We start from the raw sequence: 22,673 nt of genomic DNA on the forward strand, positions 1-22,673 counted from the left end.
GAGCACCGCCGGCTGGTTTACCCCGAAACAACGGCAGAAACGCCGTTGTTGAAGCGCCGCCGGTTGGATTGCTCCGAAATAACGGCAGAAATGCCGTTGTTGGAGCACCGCCGGCTGGTTTACCCCGAAACAACGGCAGAAATGCCGTTGTTGAAGCGCTGCCGGTTGGATTGCTCCGAAATAACGGCAGAAATGCCGTTGTTGAAGCGCCGCCGGTTGGATTGCTCCGAAATAACGGCAGAAATGCCGTTGTTGAAGCGCCGCCGGTCAGTTTGCTCTTTCCAGTTTAGCTTAATTCCGGTGCTGCTCAGCCGCATGTTTGCCCGCTGTATATCCTGTGGAGAAGGCTGCGGTAATATTGTATCCGCCGGTATAGCCGTGAATATCGAGTATTTCACCGCAGAAGAACAGGCCGGGCATCAGCTTGGATTCCATTGTCCGGGGGTCAATTTCCTTCAGGTTGACGCCACCGCCGGTGACGAAGGCTTCCTCCAGGGAGCGGGTGCCATAGACCTGGACCGGCATCCGCTTTAGAAGTGCCGCGAGCGTCTGCTGCCCGCTTTTTGGCAGATGATGTCCGGTGGTGTCACCATCCAGTCCCGCCTTGGACAGCAGCAGCGGAATCATCCGCTCCGGCAGCAATCCCTTCAGGGAGTTGCGGATCGCCTTCTTCGGCTCCAGCCCCAGCTTATTCTGCAGCTGTTCTTCCATCTCCTGCGGGTTCAGGGCGGGAAAAAGGTCAATGGACAGCTCTACGGTATCGGTTCCGGATTTGCGCTGGACCTGGCGCAGGAATTGGCTGCAGCGCAGTGCAATCGGCCCGGAGAGTCCAAAATGGGTGAAGATCATATCGCCCCGGTGGGCAATCACCCGCTTGCCTTTGGGATTCCAGACCGTGAGCGTCACATCCCGCAGGGACAAGCCCTGCAGCTCGCCTGACTTGATCCACTCCTCCCGCGACAGGATGGGCACTTCCGTGGGGAACAGCTCCGTAATTGTGTGTCCGGCGGCTTCAGCCCATGGATAGCCATCCCCGGTAGAGCCAGTCTGAGGAACCGATTTGCCGCCGGTGGCAATGACTACGGCGCTGGCGCTTAGTGTTTTGCCTGTAGCCAACCGGACGCCTTCCACACTGCCATTTCGATAGAGAACCTCCGCCACCGGGCTGTCCGTGATCATCTGCACGCCCAGACTGCGCACTTTGCTGATGAGCGCGGAAACGACACTGGAGGCCTTATCAGACACGGGAAACATCCGTCCATTGTCTTCTTCCTTCAGAGCTATGCCAAGATTCTCAAAAAACTCGATAATATCCAGATTGTTGAAATGATCAAACGCGCTGTACAAAAAGCGCCCGTTGCCGGGAATATGGGATATCAGTTCAGCGGTTTCCTTGACATTGGTCACATTACAGCGGCCGCCGCCGGAAATTCCGAGCTTCCGGCCAAGCTTAGTACCTTTGTCCACCAGCAGAACTGCAGCTCCATGCTCCGCTGCTGCTACACTGGCCATAAGACCGGAAGGTCCGCCTCCGATAATAATTACATCATATTTGCCGCTCATAAATCTGCTCCTTTACATGTTAAAGGCATGGTGCGATCTGCGCCTCCTAACGGCATCATACCATTAAGGCCGCGGCCGGGCCAGAGACCCGGACATTGGCGCTGGGATTTACATTGTCAGGATAGCGCGTGTGTGCTTTAATCAATGTGAATAGGGTAATTTGTCCAATTAGGGGAGTGATTTCAATTATTTATGCGGTAAAGGATATTTTATTGCAAATTACAGCGGCTTGCTGCTTTCTGTGTATGTTTCAATGGTGGATTGATCAAAGCCATATTGTGCGAAGGAACGGAAGGTTCCCGGATGACCAGTCCTTTTTAATAATTAGCTGTGCCCTGAGCATTGTATTCTGCATGGTTCTGTCCACAACCCTGTTTGGTGAAATCTATCTGAATTTAGCAATTATACCCGCTTATATCGGCATCCTGTATGCCAGCTTCCGTTCGGGGATCAGCTTGGCCGTTTTTTTTATACTGTGCACTGTATTATTCTCGGAGCCTCCCGGCCTCAGCAATCTGGTGCTGAACACAGGCGTGCTGCTGTATCCGCTGCTGTTTGGCATGGCGAAGCCCTTTAAGAGCGAAAAAGTTATGGGCAAAATCTTCATCCTCTGGGGTGTTCTGTTCCCCAGCATGATGTTTATTGTCCTTGCGCCAAAAATGTATGGCCCCAGCCTGTACGATACTTCGTCCAAAGAAATGGCAGTGGCATTATTCTACCTGCTTGTTCCGGTTATCTTGGGAGGCAGCTTGTTATACTTTATCGAAACCGCCTGGGACAGGCTGCAGACGCGGGAGAAAATGAAAGGGATTTCTGAGAAATTCGAACGGGAATCGGAGAAGCTGCAGCAGATCACCAATGTCGTACCTGTCAGTATTATGCTGCTTGATGATATGGGGTATGTAACGGAGCTTAATGATTGTATGCTGAACCTTTTCCGGCAGCATGAGCCGGACATTACAAGAGAGTCTATTGTAGGCCGGCAGGCCGAACGGCTGCTCCGCCAAGAGATTAACGGGGAGGCTCTAAAGCGTATGAGAGATAGCGGATTCGGCAAACAACGGTATAACGAGAAAGTACAATATGACTCCAGAACCTACAATGTATTCTCTGCGCCTCTGCAGCAAGGATTGGGAGGAGGATCAGCCGGCCGGGTTTTGATTGTCCAGGACCTTACCGAGTCAGAGAAGTTCCGCAGCGAACTGGACAATGTGGAGCGGCTAACCCTGGTCGGGCAGATGGCAGCGGGAATTACACATGAAATTCGCAATCCTATGGCCGTGGTACGCGGATTTCTGCAGCTTATGCGGGAGAAGAGCCCCGGGGAAATGGACTCATACTATCAGATTGTCATAGAGGAACTGGACCGGGCCAACGATATTATTAATGACTTTCTCTCCCTTGCGCAGAGCCGGATTTCTGACAAGGAGCCTGTTCAGCTGCATCTTATTATAAAAGAACTCGCCCCGCTTCTCTGGGCCGACGCCAACCTCCGCGGCCAAAGCGTGGAGCTGAGATTATGTCCATCCCTTCCGCTGCTTCAGCTCAACCCCAGGGAAATCAAGCAGCTGATCCTTAATCTGGCCCGAAACGGGATGGAAGCGATGGAGCCTAAAGGGGAGCTGCTTCTGGAGACGCATTTTACCGAGAATAAGGTGGAGCTGATTATACAGGATACAGGCAGCGGTATTCCGCAGAGTCAGCTGGAGAAGCTGTTTGTACCTTTTTACACCACAAAAAACCAAGGTACAGGCCTGGGCCTTCCGCTGTGCCTAAGCATTGCCGAGCGGCATCATGGCAGCATCAGAGTGGAATCCCAGGAGGGGAAAGGTACGGCGTTTATCGTTTCTTTTCCTTATGGGCAGGAGGATAGGCAGCAGGCTGCCGCCACCAAGGAGCACCCGGATATTCCCTCACGGTTATAGTGTTCCTGATCAGGAAAGATAAAGGGCTGACGCTTGCTTTCACAGAGTATGTATGTATAATAAAGTTAGTAAATCCTGCCGCAACGTGGTCTGACAAATATTCGAAGGATAAAGGAGAGTGCACAGAATGTCCATGTCATTTAATCAATATATGAAGGATTCCATCCAGCCAATGCGCGATGATCTGACAAGCATCGGATTTAAGGAGCTGTTGACTCCTGAAGAGGTAGAAGCAGTTCTTCCTGACTCCAAAGGAACAACGCTTGTTGTTGTGAATTCGGTCTGCGGCTGTGCAGCCGGTCAATGCCGTCCGGGTGTGGCCCAGGCGCTGCAGAATGAGATTTTACCGGATCACCTGTACACTGTATTTGCCGGTCAAGAGAAAGAAGCTACAGCCAAAGCGCGTGAGTACTTTGCACCGTATCCGCCTTCTTCGCCTTCGATCGCGCTGATGAAGGATGGAGAGCTTGTTCACTTCATCGAACGTCATGGGGTTGAAGACCGTTCAGCTGCCGAAATCGCGGCTGAGCTGAAAGATGTATTCAACCGCCTGTGCCAATAAAATAAGACTGGTCTTTACTCGAGTCTCGCAGGCTGCCGGAAGTCCGGTTGTTTGCGGGATTTTTTATAAGTAGAATAACCGCAGATATACTGTGAAACGGGGTGTACGAACTTGAGTATGCAGAACGAAATCATTGCCGCCCTTGGTGTTAAGCCCTCCATTGATGTGGAGGCTGAGGTCCGTAAACGGGTAGATTTTTTGAAGGCATATGTACTGGAAGCAGGGGCGGGCGGCCTGCTGATTGCAATCAGCGGAGGGGTAGACAGCGCGGTTGCTGCGGGTCTGTGCAAACGGGCTACGGACGAGCTTACAGCCGAGGAAGGCAAAGACTATATGACGCTTGGTGTTTTTCAGCCTTATGGCGAACAGGAGGATATCGCGCACAGTTATGCGGTAGCTGAGGCGTTTGGATTAACGCATAAGGTAGAGACCAATATCGAGGAAGCGGTCAACGAGATCGCCCTTGAGGTCGAACACAGCCTGAAATCGCTTGGACAACACCGCCATATCACCCATCAGGGTAAAGGCAATGTAAAAGCAAGAACACGCATGGTGATGCAGTATGCGCTGGCTTTTGAAAACAATCTGCTGGTAGTAGGAACAGATCATGCTTCTGAGGCTATAACCGGCTTCTATACCAAATGGGGCGATGGTGCCGTGGACATTACACCGCTGTCTTCGCTGAATAAGCGCCAGGTGCGCCAGTTGGCTGCATTTCTTGGAGTGCCTGCGGATATTGTCACCAAAGCACCGACAGCCGGCCTGTGGCCGGGACAGACGGATGAAGCAGAGCTTGGCATCACCTATGAGGAGAATAGCGATTACCTGGAGGGCAAAACCGTCAGCCCTGAAGCGGAGAAGAAACTGGAGAATTTCTACCGGAGAACCGCGCATAAGCGCAATGTGATTCCTGGGATCTAAGAATGTTTTGCCCAACCGCCGGGGAGCTGCACTCAAGTGCAGACGCTCCGGCGGTTTTTCATGATAACACCTACCCCGCCAAAACCCGGGTAATAAAATCCCTGGAAGCGGCAATCGCCTGTTCCAACTGAGGTGTGGTTCCGGCAAAAGGATGGACGGCGCCGAAGGTGTGATTGCCGCCCGGAATCTGTATCCACTCAATATCCGGCCGAAACCGGATTAATTGCTCTGATCCGCGCCGCAGCCGCTCGCCGTCCTCACTCCCCTGGATTAGGACAACAGGGAAGCTGGCCTGCTTCATCCGTTCCAATAAGTTGTAACGTTCCGCTTGCTGTTCCAGATCCTCTATAATTATGGCATCCAGCGGCATTTGCTGGCCTGTCCGTCCATTGAGGACGTGGGTCCGGCCCTTGTCCCTCATTTCACGCTTCTGTTCTTCTGTGAACAGGTCGAGACTGGTGGTCCCGTTCCAGGAGATCACCCCGGCAATTTCTGCAGGATGATCCAGTGCATAGAGCAGACAATCGCCCCCTCCGCGGCTGTGTCCCAGCAGAAAGACAGGCAGACTTCCAAACCTGTGGTGCTGGCTCAGATAGGAGAGCAGGATCTCCATATCCTTGATTTCCCGCTGGTAGGTGTTGCGGGCAAACTTTTCAAGCTCGGTGAAATTCTGCAGATCTTCACCGATTCCGGCATGTGAGAAGTTGAAGCTGATCACCTCATGCTCATCACTAAGCGCCTTTGCAGTATAAGGGAACATTCCCCAATCCTTGAAGCCCTTGTAGCCGTGAGCGACCACAACCAGGCTTCTGGCCTCGCCTTGGGCTGGGAAATGTGAACAACGCAGGACAGCTTCCTCTCCTGCGGGCAATTCGAAATTACGGGGCATAGGGCAGTCTCCCTTTCCTTGAAATTCTAGTATCCACAGCAGGGGCTGTGTTCGAATCCGATTCTAAACTAAAGGATTTAAATATACCGGATATATCCATAAATAGACTTTAGCGGCTTTTTCTTTTAAGATAGCAGAAAGCTGTTGCTAAAACTATTATTAATATAAATTGAACTGGGAAATTAAGAATGAGAGGGAAGTGGCGGAGGAGAAGTTTCGAACCGGCCCTTCCTAAATACAAAAATTACAAGTTCAGTTTATATACTCTTGGTAAGGAGGCAGGCAGACTTTCTCTGTTATATGAGATTTCCGGCCCCCATAGGAAGATCATACCATTAGAAGCACGGTAAGGATAGAAGGTAATATAGGATGGTTAATGAATGTAAAGCCATGAGAGGTGAGGGATTTTGATTTACGGAATCGGGCATGATGTGCTGGAAATCGGGAGGATTGCGGGTATTACGAATGGCAGCTCGGGCAGCCGGTTTACCCGGCGGATTCTGACCGGGCAGGAGCTGATACTGGCCGCAGGCAAAGGCGGGAAGGCGGCGGAGTTCATAGCCGGGCGGTTTTCGGCCAAGGAGGCCGTAGTCAAGGCGTTCGGATGCGGAATCGGCCATACGGTAGGCTTTCAGGATATCGAAATTCTGCCGGACGCCCTGGGCAAGCCGGTAGCCTCATTATCCGCTGAGGCCTGGTCCCGGTTGCGGCTGCCGGAGCATGAGTATACCATTCATCTCACCATTACGCACAGCCGCGGTTTGGCTTCGGCGTTCGCGGTGGTGGAGAGGCTGCACGGACACTAAGACGCCTGAGACATAACACGGTAATCTATATAAAGCGAATTTAAGTAACGAACAATAGGGAAAAGGGATGAGGGGGAAGCTTGGAACTGGAGGAGCGAAAGCTCGCTATCTTCAGCATAGACAGTCTGCGGATTTCGACCGCGAAGAGCGGTAATAATCAAGAAATCTGCATGGGCAGCGGCCGGAAGTCCAGACATTCTCAGTAGTCACGGCTAATCCCTAATGTAAAAATCTTAAGTTCTCTCTATATAGAATTCAGCCTAAGCCTAATTGTACCGGTGCAAGATGATATGAACAGCAAGGAGATAACGATGACAATACATGAACAGCAGAGTGAAATACAGCAGGAAGCTAAGTTATTCTTCAGCCGCTTCCTGCTGGAATGGTATCAAGGCCAGAAAAGGGATTTGCCCTGGCGGCGCCACCGCAATCCTTATTACATCTGGATATCGGAGATTATGCTGCAGCAGACCAGAGTGGATACGGTAATTCCTTATTTTAACCGTTTTATTGAGCGTTTTCCTACGGTGGAGTCGCTGGCCGATGCCCCGGAGGAGGAGGTGCTGAAGTGCTGGGAGGGACTCGGCTACTATTCCCGGGCCCGGAACCTGCAGCATGCAGCCAAGCAGGTGAAAGAGCAATATGGCGGACAGGTACCCAATGACCGTGACGCCGTGTTTGGCTTGAAGGGCGTAGGTCCTTACACAGCGGGCGCCATCCTTAGCATAGCCTTCAACCGGCCGGAACCGGCGGTGGACGGCAATGTAATGCGGGTGCTGTCCCGCTATTTCCTCATTGAGGATGATATCGCCAAGGGGCCTACCCGTGTTGCGATGGAACGGCTCGCCGCGGAGCTGATCCCTGAAGGAGAGGCTTCGCATTTCAATCAGGCGCTGATGGAGCTTGGCGCGCTCGTCTGTACGCCGAAATCACCGCGCTGCCTTCCGTGTCCGGTGATGGAGCACTGCGCCGCGAGGCTGGCGGGCTGCGAAACTTCGCTGCCCGTCAAGACCAAGGCGAAGCCGCCGCGCCCGGAGGAGCGCCTGGCGGCCCTGGTGGAAGGCCGCGGCGAGCACGCGGGCCGGGTGCTCATCCGGCAGCGGCCAGTAAGCGGGCTTCTAGCCCGCATGTGGGAGCTGCCGCACTGGCCTGCGCCGCCTGCGGAAGGCGGCAGGGGCGGCGCGCTGCTGCCGGAGGCCGCGGCGCTGGACCGGCTGCGCCGGTCCCTGAGGCAGGCCGGGATTCCTGCCCGGCCGGAAGAGCACTGGATGGCTGCGGAACATACGTTCAGCCATATTGTGTGGACCCTGCAGGTGTACCGCTGCAGGGAAGAGGACGTCCGCGCGCTGCCTGTGGCGGCGGAAGGGCGGGCGGCGTATGCCGCCGGGCAGTCCCCGGATGTCGGGGATGCCGGGCGGCCAGCCGGCGCAGGCGGGCCTCCGGGTTCGGCCGCAGCCAGCGTCAGCAGCGCAGAGCAGTCTGCCGCGACAAGCATCGGCGGCGCAGAGCGTCCGGCCGCTGGCAATGAAACGCCTGCCTTGAACGCCGCTGCGGGCAGCCCCGCCGCGTTATCATCCGGCGGCGGCACGCCCGGCTTGTTCAGTGCCGTTGGCGCCTCAACCGGGCTGCCTGCCGGAGACGGTGACTCCATAGAGCCGTTTGCGGACGGCGGCGGCAATCCCGGGGATGGCGGGGCAGTACGGTGGATCAATCGTGAGGATATGGCTAATTATGCCTTTCCGAACGTCTTTTTGAAGCTGCTGAACCGCTATTTTGATGAACAAAATGGATGATTTCGCTCACATGCTGAATAGAGTACCGACAGTGATTGCTCTGCAGGCGGGGCTTGGGATCAGAAAACAAATGGGCGGGATCGTGCGTGAGCTGCAGGAAAGAAGTGAAGTGGAATAAGGAAACTTAAACGGACACAGAAGCTTTCGGCAGAGGGAATAGTGGGAAAAAGTAGACTTAAATTAAGCGAATTTGCCTCAAAAAGCAAAAAGTGGCCGGATTAGGTATCCTTTTTCCACCTAATGCTTGTGGAGAAGCGGAATGAACAGGAATAAGTTTCACTTTTTCCACTTAAGGCTAGCCGCACGATGCGTAGAGGCGCTCCAGGAGGATAAGGCTCATAAGGCTTGCCGCAGGATTCGTAGAGGGCGCCCAGGCAGGGCTAGGCTAAAATCCAAAATGGCTACACCGTCTATGATTGGACGGTGTAGCCGTTTTGTTCTGTTTCATGCAGCTGATTTATACTGCAGAAGCTTATTTTGCGCTTTCGTAGCGTTTGCCGACTTCTTCCCAGTTGACTACGTTCCAGAAGGCTTTGATGTAGTCAGGGCGTTTGTTTTGATAGTTCAGGTAGTAAGCGTGTTCCCATACATCCAGTCCGAGGATCGGAGTAGCGCCTTCGCTGATCGGGTTGTCCTGGTTCGGTGTGCTGGTAACCGCCAGCTTACCGTCTTTAACAACAAGCCAGGCCCAGCCGCTGCCGAAACGGGTAGTTGCCGCAGTAGCGAAATCTTCTTTGAATTTATCGAAGCCGCCAAGCTCGCTGTCAATTGCCGCTGCCAGTGCGCCTGTTGGTGCGCCGCCGCCGTTCGGTCCGATGACTTCCCAGAACAGGGTATGGTTGGCATGTCCGCCGCCGTTGTTGCGGACAGCAGTACGGATCGCTTCAGGTACTGCGTTCAGGTCGGTAAGAAGCTCATCGATGCTCTTGCCCTGCAGTTCGGGTGCCTTTTCCAGAGCGGCGTTCAGGTTCGTCACGTATGTGTTATGGTGCCTGTCATGGTGAATCTCCATCGTCAATGCGTCGATGTGCGGTTCAAGAGCGTTGTTCGGATACGGAAGTGCCGGTAATTGAAATGCCATGGAAAAATCCCTCCTGAGTGGTATTTGAATTTGTATGGATAAAGAATTTTGGCGGTCTTGACGTCAAAACCCCTTATTTCCGATGTACCTTATAGGTTATGTACCCGATAAGATACTATTATTAAACCGTATCTGGAACAATAATGCAACACTAAACAAACATAAATGTTTGAGAAGTAACGAAGCTTCGAAACCTGACTGCAAGTGTCAACGCTATGTTAAAAGCGAAAAAGCCGCTGCCGGCATTTGTTTACACGACAATAATTACCTTAAAAAAGGGTTTTATGTAACATAATGACATGCAAACGCTTTATATCAAGCGCTTTCAAAAGAAAATTGATGATATCGCTAGAAAAGTGTGCTTTAATAGACTTAAAAGCAGGTATTCCTCGTTTTTTGAAGTTTAAAGAAGTTATTAACTGTTTAACATTAGGTTAATACTTCTTTAGTCGCTGGAGAAGCAGCTGCCTTGTTTGATTTCAGCGATCACTTTCCGAAATCATTCATTTGCTTTTCTTTTTCCTTTTTATGCCGTTACGGGAACTCCTTCTTTTTGTTAAATTCTAAGCCATAGAAAAGGGAGATTTAAAGAATGCACGTTCGTTCCTTTCAATTAAGCGACGTTACCCCTGTGACTGAACTGCTGCAGACCGCATTATCGGAAGAATGTTTCGAGAGCACTATCGAGCCTTTCTCCAGGCAGCTTTCATGGGACTCTGATCTCATTGTTGTAGCCGAGGATGAAGGGGAGATTGTTGGTGCGCTGATTGGTACGATCGAGAAGAATCACGGCTGTTATTTCCGCATTGCCGTCCATCCCGAATACCGCCGCAGAGGAATCGGCAGAGGTCTTGTATCGGCGATGGAGCACAAGTTTCAGGCACGCAAGGTCAGCGGTATTTACGTAGCCGTCGACGAACATAATTCATTTGCGCTGCCGCTCTATGAAGCAATGGGTTATGGCGAGAATCAAATCTTCAAGTCGGTACGGAAGCTCAGCATTGTTGGATAAGCGCTTTGATTCCGGTGCTGCGTAAGCGGAAACATTTTCTAGAATAGAGAACTACTGCGATTGTACGCCTGCAATGATTATTAGTATTATGAGTACATACTTTTAATATTGATTTGCGTGCTTGCATAGTCTGATTCATTATACTGAAGCATATCTTCCCAAGTCCATTGCAAATGGCCGGGAGATATGCTTTTCTATTGTTATGGGACTTGAATACCAATGAAAAGCAAGAAGGTGGCCTATGAACCGGGAGCTTGAAGAAGATTTCATGCGGAGCCGCAAGCACAGATACCGGTCCGTTACTCACCGGAGGACCGGCTCCTTATCAGGAACGGGCTGGGTTCGCGATCTCCGGGATTGGCTGGTTACCGCTGCTGTTGTATTTGCCTTGATGTCACTGCTCAATATTTTTGTGTTCAACGTTTCTACGGTTATAGGCCAGTCCATGCAGCCAACGCTGTTTGAGGGTGAAAAATTGATTATTAGCAAGATATCATTAACCTTTGCCAGTCCTAAGCGGAGTGATGTGGTTGTTCTGCATGACCCGAGCACCGGTCCGGACCGCAAGGAGTATCTGGTTAAACGGATCATCGGAATACCCGGCGACAGGATTGAGGTGCGGAACCACAAGCTGTACGTGAATGGCAAGCTTTTCGCCGAGTCCTATGTGGACACGGAAATTCAAGACCCGGATTTTGCCGAGCTTACCGTTGAAAAGGGAACCTATTTTGTGATGGGTGACAACCGGCATGCCGGGGCGAGCAAGGACAGCAGGTATTTTGGCGCCGTCCCGCAGAAACGTATTGTCGGCAAGGCTGCGTATATCTGGTGGCCTCTTAGCAAAGCAAATGCACTATAAGTGAAGGAGAAGGCGGTAATGAACAATAACATCCAGGCATCTTATGCTCCCCCGCCTTCGAATTGGGAAGGTCTTAAGGCTGAAATTAAGGCTGCTGCACCGGAAATAGGTATTGATGATATCGGATTCGCGACAGCGGAGCCGTTTTTATATTTAAAAAATATACTTCAGGAGCACCGTGACAACGGTTATGATTCCGGCTTCGAGGAACCGGATCTCGATAAGCGGACCATCCCCGCCCTGCAGTCCGGCGGGCAGCCGCAGTCCATTATCGCCATCGCTGTAGCCTATCCCTCCAAAATGGAGAACCCGCCGAAGTCGGAGCCTGGCGCACGCCGCGGCATCCTGGCCCGGGCCTCATGGGGCCGGGATTATCATCATGTGCTGCGTGAGGCATTGGCGAAGCTTGAGGCCTTCATTCGCGAGCGGGTGCCGGGGGCGGAGCTGGAGAGCATGGTGGATACAGGGGTGCTGGTCGACAGGGCGGTTGCCGAGCGGGCAGGCATCGGCTTCAGTGCCAAAAACTGCAGTATTATCTCTCCTGCATGGGGCTCATGGATTTATCTCGGGGAGATGGTAACGAATATTCCCTTTCCGCCGGATACACCCGTGGAGGAGGGCTGCGGGAGCTGTACGAAGTGTATTGACGCCTGCCCTACTGGTGCACTCGTAGGTCCCGGACAGCTGAATGCCCAGGCCTGTATTTCATATCTGACCCAGACGAAGGGCTTTCTGAGTGATGAGTACATGACCAAGATCGGCAACCGGCTGTACGGCTGCGACACCTGCCAGATCGTCTGCCCGAAGAACCGGGGGAAGAATTGGAATCACCGTCCGGAGCTGCTGCCTGATCCGGAGATCGTGAAACCGCTGCTGCTGCCGATTCTTGAGCTGAGCAACCGCGAATTCAAAGAGCAGTTCGGCAGCAGCTCTGCGGCCTGGCGGGGCAAGAAGCCGATTCAACGCAACGCGGTGATCGCACTTGGCAATTTCAAGGAGGCCGGGGCTGTGCCGAAGCTGACGGAAATTGTGCTGAAGGAAGCCCGCCCGGAGCTGCGGGGAAGTGCGGCCTGGGCGCTCGGACGCATTGGAGGCGCAGAAGCGCTGGCGGCTGTCAAGCTGGCGCTGCACAAGGAAGAGGACGCTACCGTCCGGGAGATGCTGGAACGGGCACAGGACAAGCTGCTGGAACGGCAGGAGGCGGAGGAGCATGGTGGAGTCAGTGCACAAGGCGGGGGATCTGGAGACGGCCGTATATTATGAGGAAATGGCTTCCCGTCTACTTCATTTGCCAATTGCTGTCCAGTTCTTGAAATGCTATGATAGATTCGCGTGCCTACAGCGGCATTGCGGACAACTCAAGTACAGAGGTGGACTTTAGATGAACATTGCATTGCCAATTATTACGCTTGTCGTTGGTCTGATCGGCGGATTCTTCATTGGAGTGTATTATCTGCGCAGACAAATGACAACGATGCAGAATGATCCGGAAATGCTGCAGAAGGTAGCCAAACAGATGGGTTATAACTTGAACGGCAAACAGATGCAGCGTGCCCAGCAGATGATGAAGAACAGCAATCAGCCGGGACGGGCACCAGCGGCAGGAAAAAGACAAGGCCGCAAAGGAAAGTAACCGGTCCCGGACAAACGGAAATAGATACGGGTACGGAAGGGGGAGGCTTCATGGGGGGCGTCAAGGATTATATGAACGGCAAGGTTGCTGCAAACCGGGACCAAATCGAGTACCATGTTGAGAAAATACTGGAATTAATCGGGGAAGATACCGGCCGTGAAGGGCTGCTGGAAACACCGGCCAGAGTTACACGGATGTACGAGGAGATTTTCGGCGGGTATTCGATTGATCCCCGTGAGGCGCTTGGTGTGACCTTTGATGAGTCTCACGAAGAGCTGGTGATCGTAAAGGATATCGTCTATTATAGCCAGTGCGAGCATCACATGGCCCCTTTCTTTGGCAAGGTGCATATCGGATATATCCCCAGCGGACGGATTGCCGGACTTAGCAAGCTGGCCCGTCTTGTGGAAGCTGTCAGCCGGCGCCTGCAGGTGCAGGAACGCATTACGGCGCAGATTGCCGATATTATGACAGAGGTCCTGAATCCTCATGGTGTGATGGTTGTTGTGGAAGGAGAACACCTGTGCATGTGTGCCCGCGGGGTGAAGAAGCCCGGCAGCAAGACGGTAACCATGGCAACGCGTGGGACTTTCCGTGAGGATGCTGCTGCACGGGCGGAGTTTCTGGCCCTGATTAAAGAATAGAAGACAGGGGCTTTTGCCCCGTTTCTGTATACGGTAAAGAGCCCTTCCGGCACTGTGAAGTGACGGGAGGGCTCTTTTACCTTTGCCTGCGGAAGGGCTGTTGCCCAACGCTGTCAGAAGGGCTGCCAGACCAGCTTCCGGGCGGCATTGAAGCGCTCGGAGACATAAGGCCAATTTACAACCTTCCACCAGTCCTTGATGTAATCCGCGCGGTTATTCTGATGCTTAAGATAATATGCGTGCTCCCATACATCAAGAGCCAGCAGGGGGACGACATCCCATTGGGAGAGATTCTGGTGCTTCTCCGCTGTCAGGATTTCCAGTCTGTGGCTGCGCGGGCTCCAGACCAGAATCGCCCAGCCCCCGCCCTCCACTTTATTGGCCGCCTCCGTGAACTGTTCCTTGAAGGCCTCGTAGCTGCCAAAGCTGTGCTCTATGGCATCCAGCAGTGCGCCTGTCGGACGGCCTCCCCCTTGCGGTGACATGACGTTCCAGAAGATGGTATGCAGATAATGGCCGGCTCCATTGAAGGCAAGCTCCCGCTCCCAATGCTTCACCAGGTCAAAATCTTTGGTTTTCCGGGCTTCAGCCAGCTTCTTCTCCGCCTTGTTCAGCCCGTCTACGTAGCTTTGATGATGCTTATCATGATGAATCCTCATGGTTTTTTCGTCGATGTAGGGCTCAAGCGCATTATAGGCATAGGGGAGGGGAGGCAGGGTGTGGCCCCCGATCGGGACCGTGCCCTGTTCCCGAATCCCGGAGGACTGAAGAATCAAGGGAACCTGCGGGCCAGGCCCGGTCTGGCTGTCTTTGGGCTTATGCTCATCCGCTGCTCCCGATTGCGGCGCTATGTCCTCCCGCATCCAGAGGGGAGCATTTCCGGTTAATGTCAGGGCGCTCAAAACGCCCAAGACATACTCTGACTCCCGGATGATGTGCAGCAGCACGGTTCCAGCCAGCGGATGGGCTTTTACAGCGGCGCTTCCCTCCATCAGGGCATACAGCTGCCGGATGAACTCGCGGGACTGGGAGCAGGCCACCTGGAGAAGCTGTTCTGTTCCGGCGGCCAGCTCTGCCGGACTGCAGCCCTGAGAAGCCTCAAGCAACTGGCGGGCCGCCTGCTCGGTAGCCCCGAAGACAATAGCCCATTCGTCGAGCAGCTTCACATACCGCTCTTCAAGCTGAGGGATAACCGCCTTGATGACTACCGTATGCTCCTGCTCCTGTTTTTTCCAGAATGCAATTTCTTCGAGAATACGCACTGGCAGCACTTGCCCGTATAGATCCGGCATACCTGTAATCCTCCCGTCATAGATCTTCAACAGTTCATTCTATGTACGGGAGCAGCAGCTTATGATTTCCACATCGAATTCTTAGCGCTTCATAACAGGGTGATTCTCCAGATCCATTGGCTCTGCAAACTTAACATTCTTAAACAACTGATTTACATTCAATTCCTGTTCAACACGCAGCGGCAGCCGGGACACTATAATCTCTTTGACAGTTGTGCCGGTTTTATCGCTAAGGATAACTTTCAAATCAAGCTCTGACCGGGTGATTTTCAGTTCACAATCATTTTCCACTTCAATATGCAGGAGCTTAAAAGGAGATATATCAATAACTACCGTGAGCCCGATTCCTGTAAACCCGTAAAGATACGTTTGTTCTGTTGCACCTGTAGCTGTATAGGTTAAGTCAATGGTCCCGCTTCCAATCTTAACGCGGGACTGTAAATCCCCGATCTCCCCGGGAATCCGGGGTGCAAGCGTAAGCCTGTGATTAATCATATCCGGCCGGAACCCTAAAAAATACTGATACCACACACGCAGCTGCTCGGCATTGGACCAGGCTTGCAGGTAGGCTCCCGTAAGTTTGGCTGAACCCTGGCCTTCCTGCGGATAGGCATCCATATTCTCGCTCAGTCCCCCGACTACTCCCAGGTTCAGCGCTTGCCAGTTCATATTCTTAAAAAGTTGATAAGCAGTTTCTTTCTGCCCGGCCTCAATCATACGCTGCATGGCTATACCGTTTAACCAGAGCCAAACCGTACCATTGTGGTAAGCTTCATCTTTGTGGTATAGGCTGGTTAAGTGAAACGGATGGAAAAACGGATGTTTTTGATTTAATGAAGCAACTCCCCATGGATACACGAGTTCCTCCCATGCTGTCCGAATCACTTCACATTTGAAGGAATCATCTTCAATCATGTCCAAGGCAAACAATTGGTTGGGCCGCAGCGAGAATTCCGGCTTATCCTCCGAGTTCAGCCGGTCAGCGAGATAGGGATGTGCCTGATCCCTAAAATCCTCTGCAAAGTTTCTTTTGAGTTTGCCGGCGATATTGCTCCATTTCTTCGCACAGCCGCTGTCGTTCATGTACTCGGCAAAGTATACCCCAGCTTGCAGCTGGTTGTACCAAAGCGCTTGAATGTCATTGGCCCGGGTGTCTCTGGGAGAGTAGGACTTCAGATTCGCATCCCGGGCATCCATCCAGGTTTCGTTATCATCGTGCATAAGGTAGCCTTTATCATCCACCCAATGCTTAATAGAGCCTTCTATACTGTTTTGTACCGCCGGATAAAGCTCTGTGATGATCGCTGTGTCACCCGAATATTTAACATAATCCTGCAATTGGATAATAAACCGCGGTGTCCCGTCAGTTGTATGATAGTCTACATTTTTTAAAGCGAGAATATTGGGCACCCTGCCGAAGTATTTGGAAGTTGCATCGGTGTTCTGAAATTTCGCAAAGGATAGCAGTATATTCTTAGCAGTTTCAAATTGCCCGGTCACCAATACGGCTCCCGGAAGCGCAATAAATTGGTCTCTTCCCCAATATTCATTAAACCAGGGGAGGCCGGCATAGATCCCGTCGCCTTGCTGTCTGGTCACCAGTTGGTCCATCGTTAGATTTAACCAATTCAAAGACAAGGCGAGCGAGTCACTGCTGCTGGCGATATACACATTCTTCTGCAAAAAATCCTCCATGCGCTTTATTCGTTCGAGCTTCATAGGGATGATGTCCCGTCTCGTATCATGAATCATATCTGCCGCTTCGGCAGCCGTTTTACCCACGGCTATATAAAAGCCTCCGGCGTTGGCCCCGGAATAAACGATATGGTTCTTAACTTCCACCGGCTGGCTGCTTGCTGCGCCTACAGCAATAACCCATCCGCCTTCTATTGACTTGAAAAAAGCGATGCCGTCCCGTGGGCTCAGTGCGTTCAGCTGTTCACCCAACAATTCAATCCCAATGGTTTTTTGAGCACCGGAGAGACTGATCTCCAGCACATTTTTGTAATCAAACATCCATAGTTCTTCGGTCAGACTTCCATGTCTACGCACCATTTTATAAGGGTACACGCAGACTTCAGCTTCTTGATTATCCAGTTTCCGTTGATCTGCAATTAAAGTGTAGCCGCTAAAAATTCTGCTTTTCGCGATGTTCAATCCCTCAAAATAAGCATGCTCCACATGATTGTTGAGATGGGATTGAGTATAATAATAAGCGGCCTCTTTATTGGTAAAGGAAATTCCGCGATTCTCTTCGCGAGAAACGAATATTTTCATGTCATCCAGAATATCGGATGTTTGCCCGGCATGCTTTGTTGATAATTTCACTGTTGCTTACCTCCCCGCAGTAAAAAATGTATACATTACTCTTTAACAGAGCCTACCACGATTCCTGTAACGAAGTATTTTTGCATAAAAGGATAAATCAGGAGCAGTGGCAAGGTTGAGATAACGATTTTGGCAGCATTCAGCGTCCGGTTCGAAATCTTGGAGTACTCTATGAGCTTTTGGGGATCAGTTATATTCTGAACGTCTACGCTTAGCTGCTGGATATAAGTCTGCAAAGGGTAATTTGATGTTTTGTTGATATACACCAAAGCACTGAAGTAGTCATTCCAATGTCCGACAATCGTAAACAGCAGTACAGTGGCAAGTGTAGGCAGCACCACAGGCACATATATCGTTGAGAGAATTCTCCACTGCGAAGCGCCGTCAATGGTTGCGGCCTCCTCCAGAGATTTCGGTACGGCGCGGAACGCATTCATCAGCAAAATGACATTGGCGATCGGCACAGCTCCCGGCAGAATCAAAGCCCAGATGGAATCCAGAAGATGAAGCTGTTTGACAACCATAAAGGTTGGAATGAGACCACCGGAAAACAGCATCGCGAAAATCACAATATTCATATACACCTTCTGTGCCCGGAATTGCTTTGAGCTTTTGGATAACGGATAAGCAGCAAGAATCATCAGCATCATATTGACGATCAGACCAAGGACAACCCGTTCCACCGAGATCATAAAGGAGCGCCAGAACTGGGAGTCCGACAACAACTTCTCATAGGAGCTTAACGTAAAATTAACCGGAAAAATACTTACCATATTTGCGGAAGCCGCCGCGTTGTCACTGAAGGAAATGGCAACCAGATTAACTAAGGGTATAAGGCAGGATAAAGTGAAAGCTAATACAAATATCCAGATTATAGTATCCGCAATTCGGCTTTTGATGGAATGAGTGATAATGAATAACACCTCCTTGTTCAGAAGATTCTGTAATCAGTAAGCTTCTGTGCCAGTTTATTGGCGGATAGGATGAGAACAATTCCGACAACCGACCGCAGGAGCCCTATCGCTGTTCCCAGGCTGTATTGTCTCTGTACCAGACCCACCCGGTATACATAGGTGTCAATAATATCGGACGTTGCGTAAACCAACGGATTATAAAGATTGAAAATCTGGTCAAACCCGGCATTGAGCACGTTGGGCAGATTCAAAGTGGTAACCAGCAGGATGGTTGGCATCAGGCCGGGCAGCGTCACATACCACAGCTGTTTTAACCGGTTGGCGCCGTCAATGGATGACGCTTCATAAAGTCCCGGATCAATGGCTGTCAGGGAGGCCAGATAGATGATAGAGCCATATCCAAACCCTTTCCAGACATCTGTTAATACCAGCATAGGCCTGAACCAGTGGTTACTGGCCATAAACAAAACCGGATCAATGCCAAGCCATCCCAAAAATGCGTTAACCGGACCTTCGTAAGAAAAAATATTCATAACGACAGTAGCCAGTACGGCCCAGGACAGAAAATTCGGCAGATAAACAACGGTCTGCATGAACTTTTTGACAAATCGTACGCGGATTTCGTTTAACAGCAAGGCGAACACGATTGAAACAAAAGTACCTACAATAATTTTCCATAAGGCAATGACTATAGTATTGATTAATATTTGCTTACTGTCGGGAATTTGAAACATAAATTTGAAATTATCAAGTCCTACCCACGCTGATCCGCTCATCCCTTTAGCGGGAATGTAATTTTGAAAAGCCATCACGATACCGAACATTGGAATAAACGAGAAGATAATCAAAAATACTATACTTGGTGCGAGCATAAGGTGGAACGCAGCCTGATCTTTTTTATTGTTCATTTAGAATCATCTCTTTCTATCATTTGGAGGTGATTTCTTTATTGACTTCGTCCGTAATCGTATCGCCGCCTGTTTTTTTCCAACTGCTGACAAAGCTGTCAAAAGCGTCAGGAGATTGCTCACCGGTAATGATCTTCAGGAACATTTCCAGCTCCATTTTCGTCAGCGTCGGCCATTTCAGTGCCATGGAAGGTGTCGTTCCGAAGAATACTGGGTTTACTTCCTTGATCTTTGAATTCTTGACCAGGTTGGCCGTCGTGATGCTCGAGGTATATCCGGCCCATCCATTCGAATCCAGTTTCTCCCCGTTTTTTACGTTATCCAGATACTTCTTGTAGGAGCGATAGGCGTTTCTATCGTTGCTGGTGAGCAGTTTGCTGCTGTCCCCTGTTTTCAGCGCCTCTTCCATAATTCCGACATTACGGTAAAATGCATCATAGTAATCGATATTGATAGCAATCGGAGATCCCCCAACGTTAAGGCTGGCGTAATCCTCAAATTTCTTTAAGACCGCTTCATCTTTTTCCTGATAGCGCTGATAATCAAACTGAAGGCTGGCGATTTTTATAGCGGCTTCCGGATGCTCGAACCCTTTCCGGACCACAAGGTAACTGCTTGAAGGATTGCCGGTGAACATCGTCACAGAACCATCCTCCGACTGCGGAGCCACATAAGAAGCCCACTTGGCCTTTGGATTCAATTTAATCGAATCCGCTACTGTCCAGCTTCCCCACCAATTGTCCATGAACGAGCCGCTCTTTCCGCTGGTAAGCAGCGCCTTCCGGTCATCGGCTGTGCGTACGGCAAACTGCCGGTCGATCAAGCCTTTTTTGTACATATCCGCCAGCTTTGCAAGGGCCGGCTTCATTTCGGGCTGCACGGAACCATACACTGCCTTGCCGCTTCCATCATCCATCCATTGTTTCGGGAATGCGCCATACAGCGTAAAGATGTTGTTCAGTTCATACTGGCCGCCGGAAACACCAGCGGTATTTTCATTGTCGACCACAAGACCGACCGTATTTCCCGCTCCATTGCCGCCAGGGTCTTTTTCAACGAACTGGGTGATGATGTTCTCTACATCCTCCATCGTTTTGGGATCTGCGAGTCCCAGTTTATCCATCCAGTCTTTGCGCAGCCAAAGCACCCCCGGGCCGTGTGAAATTTCCGTAGTCGGCAGCGCCATCAGTTTTCCGTCGAACCTTGCGGTATCCAGAACACGGCCCTTATAGGAGTCGTAAATCTCCTTGATTTGGTCACTGGCGCATTGATTATAAGCGTCTGTCATATCTGCAATAAGATCGTTTTCATAAAGCTGCTGCAGAGTAGAGAGGTCAGGGACAACCATGATATCAGGAATCGTACCGCCTACAATGGCCATTGAAACCTTTTGGTTATAGTCCGTGCCGTCATTTGCTTCAAATGCAACTTTGTTTTGCACGTTGAGTTTTTCTTTGAAATATCTGGTCCACACATTATCGGTTGCATTATCCTTTTCATACGGCGTTCCCGCAAGCGCAGAGAAGTTGGAGGCTACCTGTCCAATGGTGTAGGTAACGGTTTCAGGATACGGGGTAAACGGAGTCGTCTGGGCTTCCTTCCATGCAGGATCATTTGAATTTGCCGCAGCGCTTTTAGCCGAATCATTGGAATTGGAATTATTGGAACTTTGGCAGCCTGCGACTGACACGGCTAAAAGCGCTGTCAATAAAATAGAACAAGACTTTGTGAGCTTGGATGACATATAAGAACCTCCTTAAATAAATACGTTGAGTTGAGTCAATGTGCTAGAGATAACGGATTCATAGCGCCGGCTTGCTTTGAATCCAGAATTAATTTGGCTTCTTTATTGTAGAGCCCTTTACTTTTGAGCGTAAATACAAAAAAATTACGTTTTACACAAATAAATAACATACTTGAAGCAAAGCGTTTTGCTTGCTGAAAAGCTCAATTAAAACATGGTACAATATACATGATCAGGGACAAATGGATTATTGCGCATGGAGAGGGCGTCCGGGATGTTAACGATACTAATAGCAGATGACCAAAGGGAAGAACGGGAAGGCATTGAATTTCTCATTAATGAACTGGGGTTTGTCCTCCATATAGAGACGGCGGAGAACGGCCGAAAGGCTCTCGAGTATCTGGAGCAAAATCCTGTTGATATCCTCTTTACTGATGTTCGGATGCCCTTGATGGATGGTTTACAGCTTACAACAGAAGCTTTAAACCTCAATCCCAAATTAAAAGTTATTCTTTTCAGCGGGTTCGCTGAATTTGAATATGCAAAAACCGCCATCTCCCTCGGTGTTTCTGAATATCTTCTCAAGCCGATCAATGTTGAAGCTTTCCAGAATACCATGCAAAAAGTAATCGCCCAGCTAACAGATCAGGAACAGGAAAACATCGCTTCGCAAATTAAACTTGAATATGTCAAAAAACATGTGCTTTTTAATCTTGTTAATGGCCTGGGAATACCTTCCTCTATGAAGGAGATCTCCTTCGAGCTTCCAGATCATTATCATGGAATGTTTTTGCTGGAATTTGATAAGAACTTTTTTGAAAATGCCGGACCGGAGTTTGAGGAGTTTATCTTGTCTTTACTGAAGGACCCTGTTGATTATGTAAATTTGAATGGCTGTCAGAGCTTGCTGTTATTTCCCCATCTGCCGGCAGATTCCCCCTGTTCTTTCCGTGATTTAGGCACGTTTTTGCATGATAGTATATTAGATAACTATAAAGTACATTGCTACCTCGCTATCAATGATGAATTCACGGTGCTGGACGATCTTTCCGCCGCTTTGATTCGGTTAGATCAACTGATGGAATACCGGTTCTTCTCACCGGATTATTTTGTATTTGAAGTGAAGAAAGATTTTTATTTTTCTAATGACATGCTCCCCGGGTTATCAGATTGCGATCTTTTGAATCACATCAGAAATAATCTGAAAGAAAGGGACATATTCAGCCTTAGAGCAAATACAGATCTTTTGTATCAAAAATATGCGAATCAGGCTCAATTTTCACAATTATATGTCAAGTATATGTTCTCTTCTTTGTATCAGGAGATTATGACATCTTCTGCACCTGTATCTGAAATTGAATTGAGCTATGGAATCGAAAAAATATATAAGTCCGAAGAATTAAAGGAAATAAAAGAGATTATAATTGCCGGGATTGCTCTTCTTGATCAGGAGTATGGCAGTTCGGAATTTTTAAACCGGGATATTGCCGCCGTAAAGCAGTACATCGAGGATCATTATGGCGAGGATTTGAGTTTGGATCTTCTTGCTGCAAAGATACATTTATCGCCCCATTATTTAAGCTCCATTTTCAAAAAAAATACGGGATGCGGACTGAACAAGTATATTAAAAATGTCCGTATGAATATAGCGAAGGACATGCTGCAGCAAACACATCTTAAGGTTTCGGATATTTGTTATACAGTGGGGTTTCAAAACGTTTCTTATTTCTGTCAGAATTTTAGAGATTTTTTTGGGCAAACACCTGAGAAATTCCGGCAGTACAATCAGAAATAACCCC

The 22,673-nt window shown here is 50.1% G+C and carries 19 protein-coding genes and 1 pseudogene; 11 read left to right on the forward strand and 9 right to left on the reverse strand.

The window, feature by feature from the left end:
- Positions 1-119 precede the first annotated feature (119 nt).
- Together PGRAT_RS32970 and PGRAT_RS03210 are read right to left on the reverse strand one after the other, a co-directional pair.
- Positions 120-317: a hypothetical protein gene (locus tag PGRAT_RS32970; protein WP_042266023.1), complete on the reverse strand. Its 198-nt coding sequence runs from the start codon at positions 315-317 to the stop codon at positions 120-122.
- A complete protein-coding gene (locus PGRAT_RS03210; RefSeq protein ID WP_025705638.1) occupies positions 292-1,563 on the reverse strand; it encodes a BaiN/RdsA family NAD(P)/FAD-dependent oxidoreductase in 1,272 nt (423 codons plus the stop codon). The genes PGRAT_RS32970 and PGRAT_RS03210 overlap by 26 nt, the downstream gene beginning before the upstream one ends.
- A gap of 353 nt (positions 1,564-1,916) precedes the next feature.
- On the opposite strand from PGRAT_RS03210, the gene PGRAT_RS03215 reads away from it, so the two are divergent.
- The 3 genes from PGRAT_RS03215 (at position 1,917) to nadE (ending at position 4,971) form a co-directional block, all read left to right on the forward strand.
- A complete protein-coding gene (locus PGRAT_RS03215) occupies positions 1,917-3,488 on the forward strand; it encodes a two-component system sensor histidine kinase NtrB (protein ID WP_238326799.1) in 1,572 nt (523 codons plus the stop codon).
- A gap of 127 nt (positions 3,489-3,615) precedes the next feature.
- Positions 3,616-4,050 carry a BrxA/BrxB family bacilliredoxin gene (locus tag PGRAT_RS03220; RefSeq protein ID WP_025705636.1) on the forward strand — a complete coding sequence of 145 codons (435 nt, stop codon included), beginning with the start codon at positions 3,616-3,618 and terminating at the stop codon, positions 4,048-4,050.
- Positions 4,051-4,161: 111 nt separating this feature from the next.
- A complete protein-coding gene (gene nadE, locus PGRAT_RS03225) occupies positions 4,162-4,971 on the forward strand; it encodes an NAD(+) synthase (RefSeq protein WP_025705635.1) in 810 nt (269 codons plus the stop codon).
- Positions 4,972-5,041: 70 nt separating this feature from the next.
- Here the strand turns inward: nadE and PGRAT_RS03230 are convergent, their stop codons facing one another.
- Complete coding sequence (locus PGRAT_RS03230; protein ID WP_025705634.1) at positions 5,042-5,860, reverse strand: alpha/beta hydrolase family protein; 819 nt, start codon at positions 5,858-5,860, stop codon at positions 5,042-5,044.
- Positions 5,861-6,267: 407 nt separating this feature from the next.
- Between PGRAT_RS03230 and acpS the strand changes: the two genes are divergently transcribed.
- Complete coding sequence (gene acpS, locus PGRAT_RS03235) at positions 6,268-6,666, forward strand: holo-ACP synthase (RefSeq protein ID WP_025705632.1); 399 nt, start codon at positions 6,268-6,270, stop codon at positions 6,664-6,666.
- A 311-nt stretch (positions 6,667-6,977) separates the two neighbouring features.
- On the forward strand, positions 6,978-8,459 hold the full coding sequence (gene mutY / locus PGRAT_RS03240; protein WP_042266025.1) for an A/G-specific adenine glycosylase: 1,482 nt from the start codon (positions 6,978-6,980) through the stop codon (positions 8,457-8,459).
- 472 nt (positions 8,460-8,931) lie between these two features.
- On the opposite strand, the gene PGRAT_RS03245 is transcribed toward mutY, so the two are convergent.
- On the reverse strand, positions 8,932-9,540 hold the full coding sequence (locus PGRAT_RS03245) for a superoxide dismutase (protein WP_025703985.1): 609 nt from the start codon (positions 9,538-9,540) through the stop codon (positions 8,932-8,934).
- A 592-nt stretch (positions 9,541-10,132) separates the two neighbouring features.
- Here PGRAT_RS03245 and PGRAT_RS03250 point away from each other — a divergent pair.
- From PGRAT_RS03250 to folE, 5 genes and pseudogenes are all read left to right on the forward strand, one after another.
- Entirely contained in the window at positions 10,133-10,552 is a 420-nt protein-coding gene (locus PGRAT_RS03250; RefSeq protein WP_025703984.1) for a GNAT family N-acetyltransferase, read from the forward strand.
- Positions 10,553-10,793: 241 nt separating this feature from the next.
- The gene (lepB, locus tag PGRAT_RS03255; protein ID WP_025703983.1) at positions 10,794-11,411 is read left to right on the forward strand and encodes a signal peptidase I; all 618 of its coding nucleotides are present in this window, start codon (positions 10,794-10,796) and stop codon (positions 11,409-11,411) included.
- Between the two features lie 18 nt (positions 11,412-11,429).
- A pseudogene (queG, locus tag PGRAT_RS03260) lies at positions 11,430-12,747 on the forward strand (tRNA epoxyqueuosine(34) reductase QueG); the annotation flags it as partial.
- 45 nt (positions 12,748-12,792) lie between these two features.
- Complete coding sequence (locus tag PGRAT_RS03265) at positions 12,793-13,044, forward strand: YneF family protein (RefSeq protein WP_025703982.1); 252 nt, start codon at positions 12,793-12,795, stop codon at positions 13,042-13,044.
- 50 nt (positions 13,045-13,094) lie between these two features.
- A complete protein-coding gene (gene folE / locus PGRAT_RS03270; RefSeq protein ID WP_025703981.1) occupies positions 13,095-13,688 on the forward strand; it encodes a GTP cyclohydrolase I FolE in 594 nt (197 codons plus the stop codon).
- 113 nt (positions 13,689-13,801) lie between these two features.
- Here folE and PGRAT_RS03275 read toward each other — a convergent pair whose 3' ends face one another.
- The 5 genes from PGRAT_RS03275 to PGRAT_RS03295 all read right to left on the reverse strand — a co-directional run bounded on the left by PGRAT_RS03275 (position 13,802) and on the right by PGRAT_RS03295 (position 20,874).
- The gene (locus tag PGRAT_RS03275; protein ID WP_025703980.1) at positions 13,802-14,980 is read right to left on the reverse strand and encodes a Fe-Mn family superoxide dismutase; all 1,179 of its coding nucleotides are present in this window, start codon (positions 14,978-14,980) and stop codon (positions 13,802-13,804) included.
- A gap of 81 nt (positions 14,981-15,061) precedes the next feature.
- Positions 15,062-17,308: an amylo-alpha-1,6-glucosidase gene (locus tag PGRAT_RS03280; protein WP_051424689.1), complete on the reverse strand. Its 2,247-nt coding sequence runs from the start codon at positions 17,306-17,308 to the stop codon at positions 15,062-15,064.
- Between the two features lie 35 nt (positions 17,309-17,343).
- Positions 17,344-18,219 (reverse strand): carbohydrate ABC transporter permease, encoded by an 876-nt coding sequence (locus PGRAT_RS03285; RefSeq protein WP_167337246.1) that lies wholly within the window; start codon positions 18,217-18,219, stop codon positions 17,344-17,346.
- 20 nt (positions 18,220-18,239) lie between these two features.
- Positions 18,240-19,130 carry an ABC transporter permease gene (locus PGRAT_RS03290; RefSeq protein ID WP_025703978.1) on the reverse strand — a complete coding sequence of 297 codons (891 nt, stop codon included), beginning with the start codon at positions 19,128-19,130 and terminating at the stop codon, positions 18,240-18,242.
- Between the two features lie 19 nt (positions 19,131-19,149).
- A complete protein-coding gene (locus tag PGRAT_RS03295) occupies positions 19,150-20,874 on the reverse strand; it encodes a type 2 periplasmic-binding domain-containing protein (RefSeq protein WP_025703977.1) in 1,725 nt (574 codons plus the stop codon).
- Between the two features lie 274 nt (positions 20,875-21,148).
- Between PGRAT_RS03295 and PGRAT_RS03300 the strand changes: the two genes are divergently transcribed.
- On the forward strand, positions 21,149-22,669 hold the full coding sequence (locus PGRAT_RS03300; RefSeq protein WP_025703976.1) for a response regulator transcription factor: 1,521 nt from the start codon (positions 21,149-21,151) through the stop codon (positions 22,667-22,669).
- Positions 22,670-22,673: the final 4 nt, after the last annotated feature.

Origin of the sequence: Paenibacillus graminis, assembly GCF_000758705.1 — a bacterium.
In the GTDB taxonomy this organism is placed as follows: Bacteria; Bacillota; Bacilli; order Paenibacillales; family Paenibacillaceae; genus Paenibacillus_AQ; species Paenibacillus_AQ graminis.